This window comes from Streptomyces sp. NPDC041108, from assembly GCF_055592645.1.
Window position 1 is genome coordinate 47,888 of record NZ_JBVIYK010000023.1, and the last position, 21,321, is coordinate 69,208.

Annotated in this window: 19 protein-coding genes, 7 pseudogenes and 1 CRISPR repeat array (1 of these 27 running past the window's edge); of the genes and pseudogenes, 11 read left to right on the plus strand and 15 right to left on the minus strand. The window is 69.7% G+C overall.

Translation table 11 applies throughout. From position 1 onward, the window contains the following. Nucleotides 1–1,122: a CRISPR direct-repeat array (repeat unit 29 nt; unit sequence GTGCTCCCCGCGCCCGCGGGGATGGTCCC) (it extends 440 nt beyond the left edge of the window). Nucleotides 1,123–1,596: 474 nt separating this feature from the next. Beyond that, on the plus strand, nucleotides 1,597–1,779 hold the full coding sequence (locus tag ACZ6BB_RS38010; protein WP_471619682.1) for a hypothetical protein: 183 nt from the start codon (nucleotides 1,597–1,599) through the stop codon (nucleotides 1,777–1,779). Between the two features lie 146 nt (nucleotides 1,780–1,925). Here the strand turns inward: ACZ6BB_RS38010 and ACZ6BB_RS38015 are convergent, their stop codons facing one another. From ACZ6BB_RS38015 to ACZ6BB_RS38035, 5 genes and pseudogenes are all read right to left on the minus strand, one after another. Further along, nucleotides 1,926–2,144 (minus strand): transposase family protein, encoded by a 219-nt coding sequence (locus ACZ6BB_RS38015; RefSeq protein ID WP_471619683.1) that lies wholly within the window; start codon nucleotides 2,142–2,144, stop codon nucleotides 1,926–1,928. A gap of 64 nt (nucleotides 2,145–2,208) precedes the next feature. Then, nucleotides 2,209–2,532: pseudogene (locus tag ACZ6BB_RS38020) on the minus strand (transposase family protein); the annotation flags it as partial. Beyond that, a pseudogene (locus tag ACZ6BB_RS38025) lies at nucleotides 2,460–2,759 on the minus strand (IS6 family transposase); the annotation flags it as partial. The pseudogenes ACZ6BB_RS38025 and ACZ6BB_RS38020, both read right to left, overlap by 73 nt. Before the next feature lie 125 nt (nucleotides 2,760–2,884). Next, nucleotides 2,885–3,595: pseudogene (locus ACZ6BB_RS38030) on the minus strand (SDR family oxidoreductase). Between the two features lie 45 nt (nucleotides 3,596–3,640). Continuing rightward, nucleotides 3,641–4,456: an oxidoreductase gene (locus ACZ6BB_RS38035; RefSeq protein WP_471619684.1), complete on the minus strand. Its 816-nt coding sequence runs from the start codon at nucleotides 4,454–4,456 to the stop codon at nucleotides 3,641–3,643. A 105-nt stretch (nucleotides 4,457–4,561) separates the two neighbouring features. Between ACZ6BB_RS38035 and ACZ6BB_RS38040 the strand changes: the two are divergent. The 3 genes and pseudogenes from ACZ6BB_RS38040 to ACZ6BB_RS38050 form a co-directional block, all read left to right on the plus strand. Further along, nucleotides 4,562–5,016, plus strand: a pseudogene (locus tag ACZ6BB_RS38040) (TetR/AcrR family transcriptional regulator); the annotation flags it as partial. A 66-nt stretch (nucleotides 5,017–5,082) separates the two neighbouring features. Next, nucleotides 5,083–5,187 (plus strand): annotated as a pseudogene (locus ACZ6BB_RS38045) (IS6 family transposase); the annotation flags it as partial. A gap of 100 nt (nucleotides 5,188–5,287) precedes the next feature. Then, nucleotides 5,288–5,908 (plus strand): alpha/beta fold hydrolase, encoded by a 621-nt coding sequence (locus tag ACZ6BB_RS38050; protein WP_471619685.1) that lies wholly within the window; start codon nucleotides 5,288–5,290, stop codon nucleotides 5,906–5,908. 8 nt (nucleotides 5,909–5,916) lie between these two features. Here the strand turns inward: ACZ6BB_RS38050 and ACZ6BB_RS38055 are convergent, their stop codons facing one another. Further along, nucleotides 5,917–6,384 carry a winged helix-turn-helix transcriptional regulator gene (locus ACZ6BB_RS38055; RefSeq protein WP_471619686.1) on the minus strand — a complete coding sequence of 156 codons (468 nt, stop codon included), beginning with the start codon at nucleotides 6,382–6,384 and terminating at the stop codon, nucleotides 5,917–5,919. Nucleotides 6,385–6,434: 50 nt separating this feature from the next. Between ACZ6BB_RS38055 and ACZ6BB_RS38060 the strand changes: the two genes are divergently transcribed. Continuing rightward, nucleotides 6,435–7,817, plus strand: a complete 1,383-nt coding sequence (locus ACZ6BB_RS38060; protein WP_471619687.1) for an MFS transporter — start codon at nucleotides 6,435–6,437, stop codon at nucleotides 7,815–7,817. Nucleotides 7,818–7,824: 7 nt separating this feature from the next. On the opposite strand, the gene ACZ6BB_RS38065 is transcribed toward ACZ6BB_RS38060, so the two are convergent. Beyond that, a complete protein-coding gene (locus tag ACZ6BB_RS38065; protein WP_471619688.1) occupies nucleotides 7,825–8,397 on the minus strand; it encodes a TetR/AcrR family transcriptional regulator in 573 nt (190 codons plus the stop codon). A 128-nt stretch (nucleotides 8,398–8,525) separates the two neighbouring features. Between ACZ6BB_RS38065 and ACZ6BB_RS38070 the strand changes: the two genes are divergently transcribed. Continuing rightward, nucleotides 8,526–9,839 (plus strand): NADH:flavin oxidoreductase/NADH oxidase family protein, encoded by a 1,314-nt coding sequence (locus ACZ6BB_RS38070; RefSeq protein WP_471619689.1) that lies wholly within the window; start codon nucleotides 8,526–8,528, stop codon nucleotides 9,837–9,839. A gap of 28 nt (nucleotides 9,840–9,867) precedes the next feature. Here ACZ6BB_RS38070 and ACZ6BB_RS38075 read toward each other — a convergent pair whose 3' ends face one another. After that, nucleotides 9,868–10,149: a TetR-like C-terminal domain-containing protein gene (locus ACZ6BB_RS38075; protein ID WP_471619690.1), complete on the minus strand. Its 282-nt coding sequence runs from the start codon at nucleotides 10,147–10,149 to the stop codon at nucleotides 9,868–9,870. Nucleotides 10,150–10,258: 109 nt separating this feature from the next. Continuing rightward, nucleotides 10,259–10,822, minus strand: a pseudogene (locus ACZ6BB_RS38080) (IS6 family transposase). Nucleotides 10,823–11,358: 536 nt separating this feature from the next. Here ACZ6BB_RS38080 and ACZ6BB_RS38085 point away from each other — a divergent pair. From ACZ6BB_RS38085 to ACZ6BB_RS38100, 4 genes and pseudogenes are all read left to right on the plus strand, one after another. After that, nucleotides 11,359–11,511 (plus strand): hypothetical protein, encoded by a 153-nt coding sequence (locus tag ACZ6BB_RS38085; protein WP_471619691.1) that lies wholly within the window; start codon nucleotides 11,359–11,361, stop codon nucleotides 11,509–11,511. 464 nt (nucleotides 11,512–11,975) lie between these two features. Next, a complete protein-coding gene (locus ACZ6BB_RS38090) occupies nucleotides 11,976–13,400 on the plus strand; it encodes a non-reducing end alpha-L-arabinofuranosidase family hydrolase (protein ID WP_471619692.1) in 1,425 nt (474 codons plus the stop codon). A 356-nt stretch (nucleotides 13,401–13,756) separates the two neighbouring features. Beyond that, a complete protein-coding gene (locus ACZ6BB_RS38095) occupies nucleotides 13,757–13,903 on the plus strand; it encodes a hypothetical protein (protein WP_471619693.1) in 147 nt (48 codons plus the stop codon). A 41-nt stretch (nucleotides 13,904–13,944) separates the two neighbouring features. Continuing rightward, a pseudogene (locus ACZ6BB_RS38100) lies at nucleotides 13,945–14,128 on the plus strand (hypothetical protein); the annotation flags it as partial. Between the two features lie 192 nt (nucleotides 14,129–14,320). Here the strand turns inward: ACZ6BB_RS38100 and ACZ6BB_RS38105 are convergent. The 6 genes from ACZ6BB_RS38105 to ACZ6BB_RS38130 form a co-directional block, all read right to left on the minus strand. Continuing rightward, nucleotides 14,321–15,412, minus strand: coding sequence for a branched-chain amino acid ABC transporter permease (locus tag ACZ6BB_RS38105; RefSeq protein ID WP_471619694.1), 1,092 nt, complete (start codon nucleotides 15,410–15,412; stop codon nucleotides 14,321–14,323). A gap of 118 nt (nucleotides 15,413–15,530) precedes the next feature. Further along, complete coding sequence (locus tag ACZ6BB_RS38110) at nucleotides 15,531–16,391, minus strand: branched-chain amino acid ABC transporter permease (RefSeq protein ID WP_471619695.1); 861 nt, start codon at nucleotides 16,389–16,391, stop codon at nucleotides 15,531–15,533. After that, nucleotides 16,388–17,281, minus strand: coding sequence for an ABC transporter ATP-binding protein (locus ACZ6BB_RS38115; protein ID WP_471619696.1), 894 nt, complete (start codon nucleotides 17,279–17,281; stop codon nucleotides 16,388–16,390). The genes ACZ6BB_RS38110 and ACZ6BB_RS38115 overlap by 4 nt, the downstream gene beginning before the upstream one ends. Then, entirely contained in the window at nucleotides 17,278–18,051 is a 774-nt protein-coding gene (locus tag ACZ6BB_RS38120; RefSeq protein ID WP_471619697.1) for an ABC transporter ATP-binding protein, read from the minus strand. Before ACZ6BB_RS38120 ends, ACZ6BB_RS38115 begins: the two co-directional genes overlap by 4 nt. After that, nucleotides 18,048–19,277 (minus strand): ABC transporter substrate-binding protein, encoded by a 1,230-nt coding sequence (locus ACZ6BB_RS38125; RefSeq protein WP_471619698.1) that lies wholly within the window; start codon nucleotides 19,275–19,277, stop codon nucleotides 18,048–18,050. Before ACZ6BB_RS38125 ends, ACZ6BB_RS38120 begins: the two co-directional genes overlap by 4 nt. A 324-nt stretch (nucleotides 19,278–19,601) precedes the next feature. Next, nucleotides 19,602–20,234, minus strand: coding sequence for a TetR/AcrR family transcriptional regulator (locus tag ACZ6BB_RS38130; protein ID WP_471619699.1), 633 nt, complete (start codon nucleotides 20,232–20,234; stop codon nucleotides 19,602–19,604). 222 nt (nucleotides 20,235–20,456) lie between these two features. On the opposite strand from ACZ6BB_RS38130, the gene ACZ6BB_RS38135 reads away from it, so the two are divergent. Further along, nucleotides 20,457–21,320 (plus strand): MBL fold metallo-hydrolase, encoded by an 864-nt coding sequence (locus tag ACZ6BB_RS38135; RefSeq protein WP_471619700.1) that lies wholly within the window; start codon nucleotides 20,457–20,459, stop codon nucleotides 21,318–21,320. Nucleotide 21,321 lies beyond the last annotated feature (1 nt).

The window sequence follows — 21,321 nt, forward strand, 5'->3', positions numbered from 1 at the left end:
CCGCGGGGATGGTCCCCTCCTCTTGCTCCCGGACGTCACCTCCGTAAAGTGCTCCCCGCGCCCGCGGGGATGGTCCCCGGCACGTTCTCCGCGCGCATCGCCAGCAGCAGTGCTCCCCGCGCCCGCGGGGATGGTCCCTTCGCGCCCCGCTCCAGCAGCGCGTCCCAGGTGTGCTCCCCGCGCCCGCGGGGATGGTCCCCACGGTCCGTTCCCGGGGTCGTAGAACGCGAAGTGCTCCCCGCGCCCGCGGGGATGGTCCCTACGTGAAGATCATCCTGGCCAACATGAAGCAGTGCTCCCCGCGCCCGCGGGGATGGTCCCGTGATGGTGATCTGGCCGCCGGTGAAGGCGCCGTGCTCCCCGCGCCCGCGGGGATGGTCCCGCGCCAAGAGTCTTTCGGGCCCAGGGCTGGGCGTGCTCCCCGCGCCCGCGGGGATGGTCCCCACTGCGCCACGGTCTCCATCAGCGACACGGAGTGCTCCCCGCGCCCGCGGGGATGGTCCCAAGCTGCGGGCCATCGACTGATGCCGCGCCAGGTGCTCCCCGCGCCCGCGGGGATGGTCCCGCGGCGACCGGCGGCGGCTGGGCCGCGAAGTAGGGCCGCGCCGTGCTCCCCGCGCCCGCGGGGATGGTCCCGACGCGTGGACGGAGGCCCCGTAGTGGCAAAGGTGCTCCCCGCGCCCGCGGGGATGGTCCCCACACCGGCTCGCTGCGCGGAAGCTGTACGCCGTGCTCCCCGCGCCCGCGGGGATGGTCCCGGCGTCATGGACGTGCGGCCCCGGCCTGTCTTGTGCTCCCCGCGCCCGCGGGGATGGTCCCTACCTCAACCAGTTCGCGCGCGGCATCCAGGCGTGCTCCCCGCGCCCGCGGGGATGGTCCCGACGTCGACCAGGACGTGACCTGGCGCCTGTCGTGCTCCCCGCGCCCGCGGGGATGGTCCCAGGTACGTCGTCCTGGTCCTCGCCGTACCCGTGCTCCCCGCACCCGCGGGGATGAACCGGCCTACGGTCCGGGCCAGTCTGTGGCTGCGCCGTGCTTCCCGCGCCCGCGGGGATGGTCCCCCCGACCTGGACGACATCCGGCACGCCCGGATGTGCTCCCCGCGTCCGCGGGGATGGTCCCCACTCGCGGTGCCAGCGGAAGACTGTGACAAATCCGCTAACGATCACTAGGTGAATGATGTGCTGACATGCGTATCTAGTGATCGTTTCGGGATCTCTTGCTGCGGTACTGCATGGTTCTGACCTGGGTTTTCCTGGGACAGTTGAGATGAGGGCAGGCTCTGAGGTGCAGGTTTAGTGATCATTTCGGAGCGTAGCGATCGGCTCAGGATTTCCTTCTGGCTGCGTGGCCTGGGTGGGTAGGTATGTGCTGGTCAGGGTTGGTCTGGCGGATCGTGGCGGTTACGACCTCGGCTGCCGGAGCGGACCGGTGCCGGACCGAAAATCCTGCCCGCATGTCAGTGGTGATGACGGCACTTGCTTCATGACGCTTGAGCGTGACAGCGGCGTCGGTGGGCAGCAGTGCTGGCCGGCTCCGGCAGTACCAGCGCCCGCTGCCGGCTCGTGGGTGCGGACCGTGTCTGCGAGGCGTGGTGTGACTGAGGTGAATGTGCTGCTTCTGCTCGCCGTACACCAACCAGGTATCTGCCCCTTCGCTCTCGGGGAGCTGGTCCATGAGAACGTCCGCAGTCGCGAGCGTGGCACGGGGCTGCTCTCCCGTGACCCGGCCCAGCAGTACGCTCTGCCAGCGGCCGCGGGCAAGCGCGAAGCCCCGTGAGGCCGGCCGTCGCTACGGCTTCGAGATCGGCCACCCCGTGCAATGAGATCATTTCATCCTGAATTGCCTGGTCAGGGCTCATGTGTGAGTCACGGTCGGGGTGCTCGTGCTGGTGGGCGGGGTGATCATCGGGGCGAGATCGTCCGTCACGGCTCGACCTCGGTGTTCGCCAGGACGAGGAGGGCTCGCAGGAGGGTGGTCGGGTGACGGGTGTTCATGCGGACCTTGGTGAGGCAGCGCCACGATTTCAGGTTCGCGAAGCCGTGCTCGACGGCGGCGCGTTCGCGGTTGAGCAGGCGGTTCGCTTCTCTCTCTGCGTCGGTGAGCTGGTGGTTGCGGGTGGTCTTGCGGCCGGTGATGATCACCGGGTGGTCGTCGGGGGTCGTCGTCCAGGCCGACGAATCCGAGATCGGCCAGGGCTCCGAGACCGGCCTCGCGCAGGTGTCTGGTGATCTTGTTGTGGCGGGCGGTGGTGATCTCGCTGGATCGGCCCGGCTTCGCCGCCGAGATCCAGATCACGTTGCCTTGCTCGTCGGTCAGCGCGAGAAACAGCAGGCCATGGGACTTGTGTTTGCCGCTGTAGTTCTTCCGGTTGTCCTTCCCGGTGCGGCGCCGAGTGCGGATGAGGGTGCCGTCCAGCAGGACCACGGCCCCGCCGGCACGGGCGATCTTCTTCAGCGCGCGGTGGCCTTGTCCCGGCGGTTCTGCACCAGGATGTCGAGGACGTCGCCGTCCTGGTCGACGGCCCGCCACAGGTACTTCAGCTCGCCGTTGATCTTGATGAAGCCCTCGTCCAGGTGCCACTTGCCACCGGGCCGTGGCTGCCGGCGGCGCAGCGCGCTGGCGTAGATCTGCCCGAACTTGGCGCACCAGCGGCGCACCGTCTCGTAGGAGACGACGATCCCACGCTCGAGCATCAGCTCCTCGACCTCGCGGAAGCTGAGGGGGAAGCGGAAGTACAGCCACACACAGTGGGAGATGACCTCGACCGGGTACCGGTCAAGGACTGGAACGCAGACCCCAAGCCGTTCATCTGGACCAAGACCGCCGAAGAGATCCTCGATTCCCTCGCCCGCTTCTGCCGACCGATCTCTGGCGCAGGACACTAGCCGGTGGTACCGGCCAGCTGCGGGTAGACGACTGCGACGCCGCCAGCCAACTGGGCCTGCACCTGGCGGCCTGAAGTCGTCCGCGACGATCTCGTGGGCACGGGCGGCGACGCCGTCGACCGCGATCCGGGCGATGTCGGCCGGATCGGACTTGGGCTCGGTGATCCCCCGGGTCATGTCGGTGTCCATGAAGCCGACATGCAGTCCGGCCACCCGGATGCCCTGCTGGGCGAGTTCCACGCGCAAGGCGTTGGTCAGCGACCACTGCGCGGCCTTGGCGGCACTGTATGCGCCGGCCTGCGGGAAGCTGAGCCAGGACAGGACGGAGAGGACGTTCAGGATCGCGCCGCCGCCGTTGGCCGCGATCTGGGGGCGAAGCCACGGACCACCGAGAGGGTGCCGAAGTAGTGGGTGTCCATCTCCAGCCGGATGGAGTCCTCGCCGCTTGCGAGCAGGCCGGCGCCGGTGGAGACGCCGGCGTTGTTGATCAGGACGGTGACGTCGCCGGTGGCCTGGACGGCGGCGGCGACGGAGGTGGGGTCGGTGATGTCGAGCGCGATCGGCTTGGCGCCCGGCAGGTCGACCTGGTCGGGGTTGCGGGCTGCGGCGTAGACGGTGGCGCCGCGGCTGAGCAGTTCGGCGGCGAGGGCCCGCCCGAAGCCCCGATTGGCTCCGGTGACGAGGGCGGTGCTGGTGGACAGGTCCACGGAAGGCTCCTGGTGCTGGTTGTGGCGTCGATCGATGGGGGTCGGTCAGGCGGGCAGCTGGTTGAGCTTGCGGATCTGCCGGTCGAAGGCGCGGGAGGGGACGAGTCGGCGCAGGGTGCTGACGCGTCCGGCGGTCGGCCCGGCGGGGTAGCGCAGCTTCGGCTTCGGGTCGGTCGCCGCGGCGACGATCGCCTTGGCGACGGTGGCGGGATCGTCGCCGTCCTTGATCGCCGCGCCCATCATGCGCTCGAAGACCTGCCGCTGCTGCTCGTAGACCGGCAGGGGCGTGGCGGGCTTCGGGGAGTTCGCCTCGAACGCGGTCCTGGTGTAGGCGGGCTCGACGAGCAGTACGCGGACGCCGTGCTGGCGGACCTCGTGGTCCACGGACTCGGAGTAGCCCTCGACCGCGTGCTTGGACGCGGCGTAGGCGGCCATGTACGGCGCGGGGAGGAACCCGAGGACGGACGAGATGTTGATGATCCGGCCGCGGCCCTGGGCGCGCATGTGCGGCAGGACGGCCTTGGTCATGCGGATCAGTCCGAAGACGTTGATGTCGAACAGCTGCTGGTCCTGGGCGAGGGAGCGTTCCTCGCCGGCGCCGACGGAGCCGATGCCGGCGTTGTTGACCAGGACGTCGATCCTTCCGAACTTCTCGATCACGCGGTCGACCGCACCCGCGACCGAGGTGTCGCTGGCCACGTCGAGGTCGAGGAACGTCACGCCGTCGGGGCGGGCGTCCCCAAAGGCTCGGCGGCTCGTTCCGACGACGTCGAATCCCGCGTCGACGAGCGCGAGCGCGGCCGCCTTGCCGATGCCTGACGACGCTCCGGTCACGAGTGCTACCGGCCGGTTTGTGGTCATGGTGGGCCTCCCCAGTGATTAGATTATGACCGTAATGCAATTACCCTAGAACGGGAGTCAGCGGGCGTCAAGCGGCCTCTCGACCGGAGCGACGAGGGGGAGTGCGTGGCGCGCTACACGAAAGACCACAAGCGGGCGACGCGGCAGCGGATCATCGCCGCGGCCGGCCGCCGGTTCAAGAAGGACGCATCGACGGCTCCGGAGTCTCAACGCTCATGGCGGACGCGGGCCTGACCAACGGCGCCTTCTACGCCCACTTCACCTCCAAGGAGGACCTCGTCGCGAACGCCGTCGCCGACCAGCTGGGCGCGCAGAACGCGAGCCCTGAGGCGCTGGCGCCGGGCTGCGCAGGGCTCGAACAATTCGTCCGCGCGTACCTGTCCGCCGAGCACCGCGACGACCCCGAGAACGGCTGCCCGACCGCCGCCCTGCTCGATGAGATCGGACGCTGCACGGACGCGACCAAGCGGACATTCACCGACGGCCTGGGCGTCATCGACGACATCGCCGGCCGCCTGGCACCCGACAACCCGCCCTCGGCGCACGCGCAGGCGCTCAGTGGGCACTGTCACGTTGGCTGACCGGTGGGATGATCTTCTGGTTGATCAGCCTGGGAAGGGTTGTCCGTGGGGAGCGCGTCGCTGTCGTACAAGGGGCACCGGTACCCGGTCGAGGTCATCTCCCACTGTGTGTGGCTGTACTTCCGCTTCCCACTCCACTACACCGTCGTGTGTACGGATCTTCGAGGGGACGACGCCTCGGCGAAGCCGGTGCCGTCCGACGACCTCGCCAACTACAGCTTCCGCCGGATGGCGCAGGACCAGGTCGACGATGCGAGCGCTCGGGTTCGAGCGCTTCCACGTTATCGGCCACGACCGCGGCGCCCGCACCGCACACCGGATGGCGCTGGACCACGAGGAGGCGGTGCGGTCAGTGGCCGTGTTGGACATCGTGCCCACCTACGACATGCTCACCCAGGTCGATGCGGTGACCGCCCGCGCCTACTGGCACTGGTACTTCCTCCAGCAGCCCGCGCCCTTTCCCGAGCAGGTCATCGCCGCCGATGCGGACCACTTCTTCGAGGGGTGCCTGACGGGGTGGGGCGCGATGAACCTCTCGGACTTCGATCCTGAGCAACTGGCGTCGTACCGGAGCAGCTGGCGACTGGGAGAGGCGATCTACGGTGGGTGCGCGGACTATCGGGCAGCGGCCGAGGTCGACCTCCTTCTCGACGAAGCGGACCTCCATCGCACGGTGGACTGTCCGGCGCTGGTGTGCTGGGGCGAGCGTGGGATCGCCCGCCTGTTCGACATCGAGGCGCTGTGGGCGGCCCGCTTGTCGCGGATGTCCACCGCCACCCTGCCGAGCGGTCACTTCTTCGTCGACCAGTTCCCGCAGAGGACCGCCCAGATCCTCCGCGGGTTCCTTGCCTCTGTCGAGGGAACCGACTGAGCCGGATGTCATCGACGGCCACCGACCACCAGGTCTTCCTCGTCGGCGACGTGCCCGGCGGCGCACCGCACCTCGACGGCCACCGGCTCGCCGCAGCCGTGGTGGGTGAGGCGGGGGCCGCCGCCTGGGGTGTGCGCCGTGCCCCACTGGATGAGGGCCAGCACCGCGGGCAGGAGGCCGTGGCCCGCCTCGGTCAGCACGTAGGCGTGGCGCGTCCGCTGGCCGGGCTCGCGGTACGGCTCCTTGGTCAGTACGCCGACCTCGACCAGCTCCCGCAGCCGCTGGGACGCGGCGGCCTCGGTCACGCCGACGCGCTTGACGAGCGAGTCGAACCGCGAGGCGCCGTAGAAGATCTCGCGAAGGAGCAGGAGCGAGGTGCGGTTGCCGATCTGCTGCACGACCCGGTCGAGGGGGCAGTGGTCGCCCAGCGCCTCGTCGTTGCGCTGAGCGAGACCACCGGCCAGGAGGACGCTCATTCGACCAGTCTAGCTTGCCGAGTCCATAGTCAGCCACCTAGTGTCTGACTATGGACAACCAAAGCCAGCGCGTCGTGACCACGGTGCTGATCGGCGCTGCCTTCCTGGCGGGCGTCGACCTCTTCATCGTCAACGTCGCCTTCGACGAGATCGGCCGGGACTTCGCCGGGAGCGACGTCTCCGAGCTGAGCTGGATCCTCAACGCCTACGCCGTCGTCTACGCGGCGCTGCTGGTCCCGATGGGCCGGCTCGCCGACCGCTCCGGTCAGAAGCGGGCGTTCATCGCCGGCATGAGCCTGTTCGTCGCAGCCAGCCTGGCGTGCGGCTTCGCGCCGGGGATCTGGTGGCTGGTGGCCTTCCGCGCACTCCAGGCCGTCGCCGCCGCGGCGATGACGCCGGCCAGCCTCGGCCTGCTCCTGGCCGCGCTCGATCCCGAGCGGCGCGCCCCGGCTGCTCGGCTCTGGGCGATGACCGGCGCCGTGGCGGCCGCACTCGGTCCGGCGCTGGGTGGAGGGCTGGTCCAGCTGTCGTGGCAGTGGGCGTTCTGGATCAACCTCCTCCCCGGGCTGCTGCTGATCCTCGGTGCGGTCCGTTACGTCCCGGACGTGCGGCACAACCACGGCACCCCCATACCCGACCTGGTGGGAGCGCTGCTGCTCGTGCTGGCGGTGGGAGGACTGGTGCTCGGCCTGGTCCAGGGCGGTGACTGGGGCTGGGCATCGGCCCGGGTGCTCGGCGCGTTCTCGGTCAGTGTCGCGGCGACGGCCCTGTTCAGCGTGCGGACCTTCCAGCACCCGTCCCCGATCATCGCGCCCGACCTCCTCGCCGTACCGGCGTTCCGGTGGGCCAACCTCGCCACCCTCGTCTTCAACAGCGCGTTCGGGGCCGCGCTGCTCGGCGCGATCCTGTGGCTCCAGCTCGGCTGGGGGTACGGCGCGCTGCAGACCGGCCTGGCGATCGCCCTCGGGCCGCTCGCGGTGCCGATCACCACGCTGCTCGCACACCGACTCTTCCCCCGTGCTCAGCCCGGCCGGATGATCGCCCTCGGGAGCCTGCTCTTCGCGGGAGCGGCGCTGTGGCAGGCATGGGCGCTCAGCAGCACGCCGGCGTACTGGACCGGGTTTCTGCCTCCGTGGGTGCTCGGTGGCGTCGGCGTCGGTCTCGCGATGCCCAGCCTCGTCGCTGCCGCGACCGCCACCCTCCCGCCTGCCCAGGCTTCGACCGGTGGCGGTGTCGTCACCATGGCCCGTCAGGTCGGCCTGGCGCTCGGGGTGAGCATCCTGGTGACGATCGTCGACAGTGCTGAGAACGAGGCCGCCTTCACCCGGGCGTGGTACGCCGTCGCCATCGGCATGCTGCTGGCCTCGCTCGTCGCGCTCCGGCTGTCCAGGGTGGCGGCAGCGAGTGCCGAACCGGTCGCCGTCGCGGCCTGAGCGGACGTCAGCGGAGCAGGAGCTCGGCGTTCTTGATGCCCGACTCCAGGACCTCGCCCGACAGCTTAGGGTCGGACACTGCGCGCGCCAGCTGCAGCGTCCCGACCAGCATCGTGTAGAGGCCGAGGGCCTTGCTGCGGCCCGACGCGGGATCGCGAGGCACCATGCGGGCCGCCATCTCGTCGAGGATCCGCTCGACGGCCTCGGTGTAGGCGTGCTTGGTCGGACCCGCGCAGCGCACGATCTCGTCGAGAAGTGCCGCAGAGGGGCACCCGGCGGCGGGAGCATCGCGATGCTCCGGAGACAGGTACTCGCGCACGAACTCCCGCAGGCTCGCGCGGGTCTGCGGCATGGTGGCGAGTACGTCGGCCTGCCGACCCAGCTCGTAGGCGATCACGTGGGCGACGAGGTCGTCCTTGGACTCGAAGTGCGCGTAGAACGCGCCGTTGGTCAGGCCGGCATCGGCCATGAGCGTCGCGATGCCGGAGCCGTCGACCCCGTCCTGCTTGAAGCGTCGGCTGGCGGCCTCGATGATCCGTTGCCGGGTCTCATGCTTGTGCTCCTTGGAATAGCGCGCCACGAAGCTGCTCCCTGTCTGTCCCACTTGCCGGCGCTGACGATTCTAGCCTATTGTCTGCCGATCGTAATATTACGATCGGCATACAATGCCTCCCTGTTGCGAGGCGATCGACGGAAACGGATCTCGCGATGACCAACAAGACCAGTCGGCCGACACGGCCCGCCACCGCAGGCAAGACCAAGGCCGGCACGCGGACGGTGGACTCGCTCCGTGACCCGTTGATCCTTCCGAACGGCCAGGTGCTCCCCAACCGGATCATGAAGGCCGCGATGAGCGAGGCGATGGCCGACAAGCACAACGCCCCAGACCACCGGCTCGTGCAGCTCTACCGCACCTGGGCCGAGGGCGGCTACGGGCTGGTCATCACCGGCAACGTCATGGTCGACCGCCGTCAGCTGGGCGAGCCGGGCAACGTCGTCATCGAGGACGAGCGTGACCTGGAGTCGCTGACCCGCTGGGCCGCGGCGACCAGGGACGCCGGGATCCCCACGTGGGTCCAGCTCAACCACCCCGGCCGCCAGTCCAACCTGCTCGCCCTCGGTCACACTCCGGTCGCGCCGAGCCCGGTCGCGCTCAACCTCCCGGGTGCCGCCACTCCGCGGGCGCTGACCGGCGCGGAGATCGAGGAGATCATCGACCGCTTCGCCACGGCTGCGGCCGTGTGCGAGAAGGCCGGCTTTGCCGGCGTGCAGATCCACGGAGCGCACGGCTACCTCGTCTCACAGTTCCTCTCGCCGCTGACGAACCAGCGCACCGACGAGTGGGGTGGCGACGCCGAGCGCCGGATGCGGTTCGTCCTCGAGGTCGTACGCCGCGTCCGGGCCCGTGTCTCCGCCGACTTCGGGGTCGGTATCAAGCTCAACTCCGCCGACTTCCAGCGCGGTGGCTTCAGCGAGGAGGAGTCCCGCGGTGTGGTCGCCGCCCTGGCCAAGGAAGGGATCGACCTGTTCGAGGTCAGCGGAGGCAGCTACGAGTCCCTGGCGATGGGCGGCTCGGCCGCCGCATCGACCCGCGCGCGGGAGGCCTACTTCCTGGAGTACGCCGGTACGGTGCGCAACCTGGTCGGCGACATCCCGGTGGCCGTCACCGGCGGCTTCCGGTCCCGCGCCGCGATGGAGCAGGCGGTGGGCGCGGGGGAGTGCGACGTCATCGGGATCGCACGGCCGACCGCGACGACCCCTGACTCCGCGGACCTGCTCCTCACCGGCCGTGCGGACGTCGTGGTCGCCCACCAGCTGCGCTACGGGATGCGCGGCATCCTCGGCAAGATCGCCGATCTCAAGGCACTCGACGGACTGCTCGACCTGGGGTGGCACGAGGACCAGCTGCACCGCATGGGTGCCGGGCTCGCGCCCGACCCGGAGCGCGGTCGCCTCGTTTCGACGATCTCGTTCCTGCGGCGTAGCGGTCGGGTGTCCTTCCGCCCCAAGCGCGGGCATTGACGCGAAGGATGTGACCGCACCCCGCTCGTCAGGGCCCGAGGACCGCTGAGTGCGAGGCCTGGGCAAGGTCGGCGTCGTCGCCGATGCCCACGAAGGCGCTGACCATCATGGGCTGCAGGACCGGGTCGGACCGGTGGGAGAAGTGGCCGCCGAGCTCCAGGGTGACGAAGCCGTGGACGCAGCTCCACAGCTGGTCGGCGACGATCCCCGGGTTCTGATCGGGGCGCACCCGGCCGCTCTGGACCAGGCGCTCGGACGCCCGCAGGAGGTGGGCGTAGGCCGCATGGAAGGCCTCGGACGGCGTTGTCACGTTGTTGGCTGTGTGACTGCCTGGCGGCGCGTCAGGGCCAGGGTGGGCTTGGGAGCCGGGCCTGTGCTCAGGCCGTGGCGGCGAGGGCGGCGACGCCGGTGATGTGCTCTCAGATGGCGAAGCGGATGGTCATGTCGGCTCGGTAGTCGTGGGCGGGCATCAGGTGTCGGCGGGGCCGGAAGTGGGGTGAGATGCCGCTGAACGCGGACAGAAACCGCTGCGCTCCGCCCGCAGAGCGGAAGCCTTTCATCGCGCGTTCGCGTTGTCTGGTGGGCTGGTGGCTGTTTTCCGCCCGGTTGTTCAGGCTCTTGTGCGAGCGGTGCTCGACGGAGGGCATGACTTCGCGGTGGGCGGCGCCGTAGGAGCGGAGCTTGTCGGTGACGACCACCCGCGCCACCATGCGCGTCTATCTTCATCAGCCTGCGGAAGAAGCGCCTGGCCGCGGCCTTGTCCCGGCGGTTCTGCACCAGGATGTCGAGGACGTTGCCGTCTGGTCGACGGCCCGCCACAGGTACTTCAGCTCGCCGTTGATCTTGATGAAGCCCTCGTCCAGGTGCCACTTGCCACCGGGCCGTGGCTGCCGGCGGCGCAGCGCGCTGGCGTAGATCTGCCCGAACTTGGCGCACCAGCGGCGCACCGTCTCGTAGGAGACGACGATCCCACGCTCGAGCATCAGCTCCTCGACCTCGCGGAAGCTGAGTGGGAAGCGGAAGTACAGCCACACACAGTGGGAGATCACCTCGACCGGGTACCGGTGCCCCTTGTGCGACAGCGACGTGCTCCCCACGGACGACCCTTCCCAGGCTGATCAACCAGAAGATCATCCCACCGGTCAGCCAACGTGACAGTGCCCGTCCGCGCCCTCCTCGGCCCGGTCGGCCGCAAAAACGGCTGACAACTGGCCGGACACGCAGGCCACCGCACCCCCGACGGCCTGCCCGACGAGAGGACCTTCGCCACCAAACCGGAGCTGGCCAGGCCATCGCTCGCGTGGAAGTACCGCACCTGCCGGCCCTCCCTCACCAGGCCGCAGTTCACCTCGCGGCCATCCTCGTCCGGGCCTGCACGGGCTCCGGCTCCGCAGCCGAACTGATCACGGCGAGCCCCACCCGAGGCGCCCCGCCGGTGCGAAGATCAACCCATGGACGTCCTCGTGCAGTTCCTTCGGGACCGCGAACTGCGGGTGCGGACGCCGACGATCCCCCCGCCGTGCCGGTCGGTGGCGTGGTGCTGGTCGGCAAGGTAGGCAGCCACCGCCCGGTCCGGGGCGTCGCCGTCACCGCCCCGGCGCACGCCCGATCTCCGACGACGACGGTGTACGCCGCACCCGAGCAGGTGACGGCCCACAGCGAGGGCCCGTGAACGGCCCACCCGAGGCCCTCGCACCCCGTTCGGTGAGCTCTCGACGCTCCCCGCACCGCAGACGACCGCCGCAGGCACACGTCGACCGGACCGGCGTCAGTGAGTGCCACCGGCCCCGCCGCAAGCGCGGGTCGGGCACCGAGCCGAACCAGAGGCTCAGGTGAGCGACCTGGCCGGGGTCCGTAATGATCACCAAGCCCGCGCCCGCCCCGCTACCTGCCCCTCACGCCAAAGACCCGTACAGCCACGGGACTTGAAGCCGCCTGGTTTCTGCCTGCGAACGTTTCCGTCCGCGAGTTTTGCGCGAGGTATTGACGCTGATCACCGGAACCTTATTATCCAGTTTGCTCGACACTTCGACCCGTGTTCGCTATGTCGAACACTTCAGGGCCGCACCACACCGTCTCCGGACAGCCCCTGACGGGCCGAGCCGGAGTCGCTTGCTCAAGGATGACGAGGTCCTTATGCACAGACGTAGTTTCAGCCTCAGACGCCCGTCCGCGGTGCTCGCCGCCGCGGTCGCGGCCCTGGCCGCGCTGGCGGCGCTGCTCGTCGCCAGCCCGGCCCAGGCGGCCACCACCAGCGACTTGCGCAGTGTTGATTCCGGCAAGTGTCTCGACGTGTCGGGCTTCAGCCAGACCGACGGCGCGAACGTGCAGATCTGGGACTGCCACGGTGGAATCAACCAGAAGTGGACGCTGACGGACGGCGCCCAGCTGACCGTGTACGGCAACAAGTGCCTGGATGCCCGGAACGGCGGCACCACGCCCGGGACCCCGGTGCAGATCTGGACGTGCACCGGCACCGAGAACCAGCAGTGGCGGGTGAACCCCGACGGCACGGTCATCGGCGTGCGGTCCGGGCTGTGCCTGGAGGCCTCGGGCTGGGGCAAGGCCAACGGCACGGAGGTGCGGCTCTGGTCGTGCCACGGCGGCGCCAACCAGAAGTGGACCGGCCTGTCCGGAGTGACCAACGCGTGTGCTCTTCCGTCGACCTACCGCTGGACCTCGACGGGTCCGCTGGCGGAGCCGACGAACGGGCAGGTCGCGCTGAAGGACTTCGCCACCACCACGTACAACGGCAAGCACCTGGTCTACGCGACCACCTCCGACGGAACGAATTGGCACTCGACGGGGTTCAGTCCCTTCACGAACTGGTCGGACATGGGGGCGGCCACCCAGAACAAGACGAACCGGGACGCGGTGGCGCCCGAAGTGTTCTACCTCTCGACCAAGAACATCTGGGTGATGGTGTACCAGTGGCCGTCGTTCGTCTACAGCACGTCCAGCGACCCCACCAACCCCAACGGCTGGTCCGACCCGCAGCCGCTGTTCACCGGCACCCTTCCCCCGAACCCCGATCCGACAAAGCACGACGCCCCGCTCGACGCGACCATGATCGCCGACAACCAGAACATGTACCTGTTCTTCGCCGGTGACAACGGCAAGATCTACCGGGCGAGCATGCCGCTCGCGAACTTCCCCAGCAGCTTCGGCTCCTCGTACACGACGGTCATGAGCGACACCGAGGACCTCCTGTTCGAGGCGCCGGAGGTCTACAAGGTCCAGGGCCGGGACCAGTACCTCATGATCGTTGAGGCGAAGGGTACGAACCGCTACTTCCGCTCGTTCACCGCCCCCAGCCTGGACGGTCCGTGGACCGTCCAGGCCGGCAGCGAGAGCAGCCCCTTCGCGGGCCAGGCCAACAGCGGTTCCACCTGGGCCCGGGGCATCAGCCACGGTGACCTGATCCGCAACAACCCCGACCAGACCATGGCCATCGATCCCTGCAACCTGCAGTTCCTCTACCAGGGCCTCACGGACTTCCCCAAGGACACCCCCTACCCGGCCCTGCCGTACCGGCCGGGCCTGCTCACCCTGCAGCGCTGACCCGCCTGCTCCACGGTGATCGCGATGGGATGCGGTCCGCCGACGCGTGGACGAGCTGTCTACGGCGTGGGTGACTCCACCCGCTGACCGATACTCACCGCCTTGAGGAACCCCAGCCGCGCGTCGGCCGGGGTTCCTCTCGTTCGTGGACTCTCATCGTGGGTACGGACCGAAGCCCTATGACGCCACCGGGGATCCTGGGTTCCGCCTGCCGGCCGTGGTGTGCCGAGAATTCCGCAAGCTTCATCCCGGGCATCGGTCCGTGTCGCCGTCGTCCTCTGGGACCCGTCGTCTTCCTGCTGCGCCTACGAGCCCATCGCTTCGGCGCCCACGCCCTCCTCGACAGTCACCTGCCGATGCTCGACCCGGTCGACATGCCGGCCTGGGACTACCAGGCAATGGACCCGGCGGATCCACGTCACGCAGGTCTCGCGTACGCGGTCGACGTGCCGGCGCAGTCGTACGCCGAGTACCCCCGATGCCGCCAGGAGTGGCGTCCGTAGGCCACCGAGGAGACAGCCCCTAGCTAGGACGTGTCTCCTTGATGGGCTGGTCAGTCGACCGGATAGGTCGGTTGCTGATCACTGATGCGATGGGGGGCCGGATCGAGCCGATGACGCCGGCCGATCCGGTCCGCGGGCGGCGATGAGCGGATCTCTGCCGCACCCTGGAGGCCATCGCGCGCGTGGAAGTACCGCACCTGCCGGCCCTCACTCGCCAGGCCGCACTTCACCTCGCGGCCGTCCTCGTCCGGGCCTGCACGGGCCCCGGCTTCGCTGCCGAACTGATCACGGCGAGCCCGTCCGAGGCGCCCCGCCGGTGCGAGCACATGCCTGTTCCCGCGGCCATGGCTGCGGGAACAGGCACCGTATCCGGAGCCCCCGGCGAGAACCGGCGGCCGCGAACTCAGCGGCGACGTGTCACGAGGACGCTCGCCCCGCGATGCGGCGCTGCCACGCGTCGCGCAGTGCGGGGACGATGCCGCGCGGCAGGAACAGCACGACGAGGATGAGAAGGGCGGCGTACACGGCGTAGTTGAGGATGCTGGGGGCGCTGGCGGGCATGCCCGGCCTGGAGCCCAGGTCGTTGAGGAACTGCACGATCAGGGTGATCGCGGTGGCGCCCAGGAGCGCGCCCCAGATGGTGCCGAGCCCGCCGACGACGGCCATCACCAGGAACTGGATGGACAGCAGGACCGGGAAAGACCCCGGATTGATGTAGCCGATGAAGAAGGCGTAGATCCCTCCGGCGAGTCCGGCGAACGCGGCGGCCAGGGTGAACACGGCGAGTTTGTAGCGGGCCACCGGCACTCCGCTGGCGCTCGCCGCCGTCTCGCTGGTGGCCAGCGCGCGCAGTCCGCGGCCGGCCCGTGAGGTGACGACGTTACGGGCGACCAGGACGGTGGCGGCCACGGCAGCCCAGGCCAGGTAGGCGTAGTGGATGTCCTCGCCGAGTTCCGTACCTCCGGCGGAGAGTCGCGGGATGCCCTGCAGACCGACCGAACCACCGGCCCAGTCCGCCTCGCCGAGCAGGGAGATGAGGATGAGCTGCAGGGCGATGGTCGCGAAGGCCAGGTGATGCCCTCGCAGCCGCAGCAGCGGTCCGCCGATGGCGGCGGCGAACAGGGCGGCGACCAGTGGTGCCGCGGCCAGCGCCAGCAGCGGCGGCGTGCCGTGGACGCCCAGCAGGCCGGCCGCGTAGGCGCCGATGGCGTAGAACGATGCCTGGCCGATGGAGACCTGGCCCGCGTAGCCCATGAGCAGGCTCAGCCCCACGGTGACCATGGCCGACAGAGCGAGCAGGATGTACACCGAGAGCTGGCTGCCGGTCAGCATCGGAGGCAGGGCGAGGGTCACGGCAACCGCCGCGCCGGCCGCGACGAGGCCGGCCCGCCTTCCCCGGCCGGCGAAACGGGCGCCGAGTGGCCCTCGGGCGTCCGACGACTCGGTGTCCCCCGCGCCGCCGGGGGACTGGGAGGCGGCCCTTTCACGGCCGGACGTGACGGCGCTCATATCGTGCTGCCTTTCTGGTACGGCGGATACGGATCGAGCACGGAACGAGTGCGCCGTGCGTACGTACGCCCGGTGTACGCGGAGGGCAGCGGGCGTCCCACAGAGGACTGATGAGGCGTCATCCGGCCTCCGCCACGACGCTGTGGGTACGGGCCGCCTGCCCGATCATCAGCGCCAGGACCAGACCCAGTGCCACCACTGTCTGGTACGTGGCGCTTCCATAGCCCGCGACCATCGCTTCGGCCACTCCGAGGAACAGCGCACCGGCCAGGGTGCGGCCGATGTGATGCATGGACCCGACGACCGCCGCCGCGAAGCCGTTGATGATCAGCGCCACGTCGGAGTCGAAGGCCATCGAGTTCATGGGCGCCAGCAGAACGCCGGCCAGACCGCCGAGAGCGCCGCCGATGGCGAAGGCGATCAGCCCCATGCGGGTGACGGAGATCCCGACGACGCGGGCCGCGTACGGGTTGGAGGAGCACGCGGAAAGGGCCTTGCCCGCGTCGGTACGGCCGAACAGCACGGCCATCGCGGCGAAGACGGCCGCGGTGACGCCGATGATGAGCAGATAGTGGGTCTGGATACGAGCGCCGAACACGGTCACGGCACCGAAGAGCCCCTCGGCGGACCGGCCCTGGTCCCCCCAGAGCATGACCTCCACGGCGTAGGCCAGAATGCCCAGTCCCAGGGTGACCATGAGCGCGGCCTGCGGCGAGGTGCCCCGCCGGCCGATGGCGACCATGCCGAAGAGCAGTCCCACGACGGCTGCGACGGCGACCCCGAGCAGTTCGGCGAGCCCGTGCGGGAGGCCGGCGTCGAGGAGCGAGATGGCGGTCAGCGCCCCGACGACGGCGAAGGTGCCCTGGGCGAAGTTGACCACCCGCGTCACCCGGTGGATGAGCACCAGGCCGCTGCCGATCAGCGCGATGCCGCAGCCGGTTCCCAGTCCGGTGATGAGGTAGACGAGGAAGTCGTTCATTTCGCCTCCCGTGCCGCTGCCCGCGCGGACTGGACGGTGGTGTCCTGGTTGCCCCGGGCGGTCTTGGCAGTGCCGGGCGTGGGTGCGGGGTCGGCCGTGGCCCGGTCGTGCGAACCCGGGGCGTCCGGACCCGGGGCGTCCGGACCCGGGTCGTCCTGAGCGTCCGGTGGGCTCGGGAGTCCCTGGGCCTCGCCGAGGTAGGCCCGGGCGATGTCGGGGCTGGCGGCCAGGTCGGCGCTGTCGCCCTCGGCGGCGATCCGTCCCGCTTCCAGGACGTAGGCACGGCTGCACAGGTCCAGGGCGAGCCGCGCGTTCTGCTCGATGAGCACAACGGCCGTGCCCTGCTCCCGGTTGAGCTCGGTCAGGTGCTCGGCGAGGTCGGCGACGATGAGGGGCGCGAGGCCGAGGGAGAGCTCGTCGATCACGAGGACCTCCGGCCGGCTCATCAGGGCGCGTCCGACGGCGACCATCTGCTGCTGTCCTCCCGACAGCCCGCCCGCCTTCCGGTCGCGTACCCGCACGAGGTCGGGAAGGAGCTCGTACACCCATGAGGTGTCGCGCTGCTTGCGGCGGCTTCGGCCGCGGCCGGACAGCTGCCAGGCGCCCAGGCGCAGGTTGTCGTCGACGGTGAGGTCGCCGAACATCTGCCGCCCCTCGGGTACCTGGGCGATCCTGGCCCGTACCTCCACGCTGCCGGAGGCCGGTGTCAGGATCCCGGTCAGGGTGTTGACCAGGGTGGACTTACCGGCTCCGTTGGGCCCGACGAGGGCGACCATCTCACCGGGCGCGACCCGCAGCGAGACGCTGTCGAGGGCGGTCGCCGCGCCGTAGCGGACCACCAGGTCGCGCACCTCGACGACATCGCTCGGGGACGGTTGCGAGGCGCTCATGCGGCCGCCTCCGTGCCCAGATACGCGGTGACGACCCGCGGGTCGGTACGTATTTCGTCCGGTGTGCCCTCGGCGATGACCTTGCCCAGGTCCAGGACGGTGACACGGTCGGCGAGGCGGCCGACGAGGGCGACGTCGTGTTCGACGAGCATGATGGTGAGTCCGTCCGCGCGCAGTTGCTCGATGAGGTCGGCGAGCCGGTCCCGCTCCGCGGCCCGCAGGCCGGAGGCGGGTTCGTCGAGGAGCAGCAGGGTGGGTTCTCCGCACAGGGCGCGGGCGACCTGGAGCGCGCGCTGCTGCCCGAGCGGCAGCAGCTCCGCGGGGCGGTCCGCCCAGTCTTCGAGCCCGACCCGCCGTACCGCCTCGTGTGCCCGCTCGGCGATCAGGCGTTCCTCCCGGCGGTGGCGCGGCAGCCTGAGTGCGGCTGCCGCGAACCCGGCGCCGGTGGTGGCGTGGGCGCCGACCATCGCGTTCTCCAGCACGCTCATTCCGTGGAAGGTGCGGGCGCCCTGGAAGACGATGGCGATCCCGAGGCGGGCCCTGTGGTGGGGTGGCAGCCGGTCGATGCGTCGTCCGTCGAGTTGGATCTCTCCCCGCTCTGCGGGCAGTTGACCGCTGACCAGGTTGAACAGGGTCGACTTGCCTGCCCCGTTGGGGCCGATGATTCCGAGGATGCTGCCACGGTCCACCGTCAGGTCGACGCCGTCCACGGCGTACACCCCGCCGAACGACCGTGCCAGGCCGCTCACCCGGAGCAGGGGCTCGGTCACTTGGCCACCTTCTCCAACTCGCTCTTCGACCAGCCCGTCGGAACGAACGTGCCGTCGGTGACGGTGTTGACCGAGATGTAGTCGGGGGACAGGCCCGAGTGGTCCTTCTCGCTGTAGCGGTAGGTGCCGTTCGGGGTGGTGAGCGTCAGCTCCTCCATCGCCTGCCGGATCTTCTCGTGGTCGGTGCTCTTCGCCTTCTCGATGGCGGCGGCCAGCAGCTGGACACCGGTGTATCCGTCCTGCGCGAACTGCGGCGGCGGGTAGTTGTACTTCTGCGTAAACGGCTTGTTGACGGCCTCGACGGCCTTTCTCTGCGCTCCGTCCGGCAGCGTGTTGCCGACCAGGCCGATGGAACTGGCGACGATGGCGCCCTCGGCGGCCTTGCCTGCCGGGTCGAGCCACAGCTTGCTGGCCTGGGAGCCGGTGAAGGCGATCGGGATGTCCAGTCCCGAGGCGGCGTACTGCTTGGTCAGGACGACGGAGGCGGGCCCGGTCACCCACACCGTGAGCGCCTGGGCGTCGGTGCCCTTGACGTGCGTGAAGACGGCGCTGAAGTCGGAGGCGGTGCTCTGGATCTCCTCGGTGGCGACGATCTTGATGCCGTACTCCCCGGCCTTCGCCTTCATCGCCTTGTAACCGGCGGTCGGATACGCGGTCTTGGTGTCGTAGGCCACGGCCAGCTTGGTGACGCCCTCCGACTTGTAGTACTGCAACAGCCGCTCGGCGTAGTCGGAGGCCAGGGCCGGTACCACGAAGACGTAGGGGTGGACGGGCGCCACCTGCTCGTCGGCCGGAGACAGGGAGACGTACGGGATCTCCGCCCGGTCCACGGCGGGCAGCGTGGCCAGCGCCGATCCTGCGGACGGTGAGCCGAGGACCGCGGTCACGCCTTGGTCCTTGAAGCCGTTGAAGGCCAGTACGGACTGGTCGGGCAGGCTCTTGTCGTCCTTGACCGTCAGCTCCAGCTTCCTCCCGAGGACCCCGCCGTCCTTGTTGATCTGCTCGACCGCCAGTTCCGCGGCCTTGCGGCCCTCGGTACCGAGGGTCTGGAGCTGACCAGTGAGCGAGGTGATCATGCCGATCTCTATCGGGCCGTCATCAGCGGAGGAGGACCCGGAGGCACCCCCTCCGCACGCTGTGACGGTGAGCACCAGACCGGCGGCGAGAGCAGCAAGGGGGGTGCGAGGGCGCACGGGAACCTCCCGGTTACGGAGCGGGAACGGCATGAAGGAAGGAGCACACGCATCCGGAGGACGCCGGCGTGCACGAAAATGAAGCAGGAAGAGTCGTTTTGCGGGCTTTCGCGGCTTGCTACCCGATCGACGGGTTGAACATAAGCCGGGGTCACATGGTCGTCAACACTTCAAGCAAAGATTCTTGGACTCAGGTCCAAAACTACCCTCGGGTCCGCCGATCGTCGGACCGAGGTGGCGGCGCGAGGCCGTCGGCGAGCCGGGTGAGGCCACCTTCGGGGGGGGGCAGATCACACCCCTCGGTAGGGGCGGAAACCACGCCGGCTTCAGCGGCGCCGTCCCGCCTCCCCGCGCCGGTCAGGAATGCGCAAGGATGCCCAGCAGGATGATTTCGAGCGCCCCATCAAGGCGACCGGGCAGGTCGAACGGCGGCGGCTCCTCCCGGACCCAGCGCAAAACCGAGGAGAAGTAGCAGGACGCCAGCAGGGCGCCGGCCTGGTCGGGGTCGACCTGCGGCCGGATCTCTCCGCGCTGCCGCCCCTCCTCGACGATCTTCGCGAGTTCGGTTTCCAAGGAGGGGTCCTGCAGCAGGTGGCCGAAGCGTGCGGAGGCGTCCATCAGGACGGTGGTCTCCGCACGGGAGGCGACGTTGAGGTCGGCCATCTCCCTCAGGTAGCGGCGCAGCCGGTCGCCGACCGGCAGGTCCTCGGCGTGCTCCTGGCCGAGGATGGCCGCGACCCGGGCTCGGCGGCGGACGCCCCACTCCTCCAGGAAGCCGACCTTCTGTGAGAAGTGGTTGAAGACGGTGGCTCGGGCGACGTCGGCGGACTCGGCGATCTGCTCCATGGTGGTCGCCTCGTAGCCCTGGGCGACGAATAGCCCCACCGCGGCGCTGTAGAGCTGGTCGCGCACCTGCTGCCGCTTCCGCTCGCGCCGCCCGAGGGGTGGGGCGTCCTGTGCGGGTGCGCCTCCCGCCTCAGAGATCGTCATGGGCCCAGTACAGCACAGGTACACGCAGGTATTGACCCTCCCCGAGTCACCTCTTTAGATTACGCCCCACGAATGGACTCCAGTCCATCAATGGATCTCAGTCTCGACTTTTCCGCTTCGGGACGTGGAGGAGGCAGCGTGGCTTCCGTACTTTCCCCAGCCGGCCGGATCGACCTCGGCCATGGCTGTCATGCGTGGGTAGCGGGTACGGCCGGATGGGGAATGAGCAACGCCGGGCTGGTCACCGGCCAGGGCGAGTCCCTGCTCGTCGACACCCTCTACGACCTGCGCCTGACCCGGGCCCTGCTCGACGGGCTGGCGCCGGTGACCGACGCCGCGCCGATCTCGACCGTGGTCAACACCCACGGCAACGGCGACCACTGGTTCGGCAACCAGCTCGTGGCCCACGCCGAGATCATCGCGGCCCGCGGCTCGCTGACCGACATGCGGCAGGTGGGCCCGGCCGAGATGCGGGCGCTGACCAGCGCGGACACTGCCGCGGGTCGGTTCGCCCGCCGGATCTTCGGCCGCTTCGACTACTCCGGCGTCCAGCCCGTGCTTCCGCACCGGGTCTTCGACGGCGAGACGGTCCTGGACATCGGCGGGACGGAGGTCCGTCTGATCGACGTGGGCCCCGCGCACAGCGCCGGGGACACGATCGTCCATGTCCCGCGTGCGCGGACCGTCTACACCGGCGACATCGTCTTCGCCGGTTCCACACCCGTCATATGGCACGGCCCGTTCGCCAACTGGCTCGCCGCCTGCGACCTGCTCCTCAGCCTCGACGTGGACATCATCGTGCCCGGCCACGGCCCGGTCACCACGAAGGAGGCGGTCCGCACCGTCCGCGACTACCTGTCGTACGTCCACGAACAGACCACCGCCCGTTTCGGCGCGGGCATGCCCGCCGAGGCGGCCGCACGCGACATCAGCCTCGGACGCTTCGCCGACCTCGACGAGAGCGAACGCCTTGCGGTCAACGTGCACACCGTCTACCGCGAGCTCGACCCCTCACTGCCCCCGCTCGACGGCCCCCAGCTCTTCGGCCGCATGGCCGGCCTCGCCTGCCCCTGCCCCGGCCTCTGAG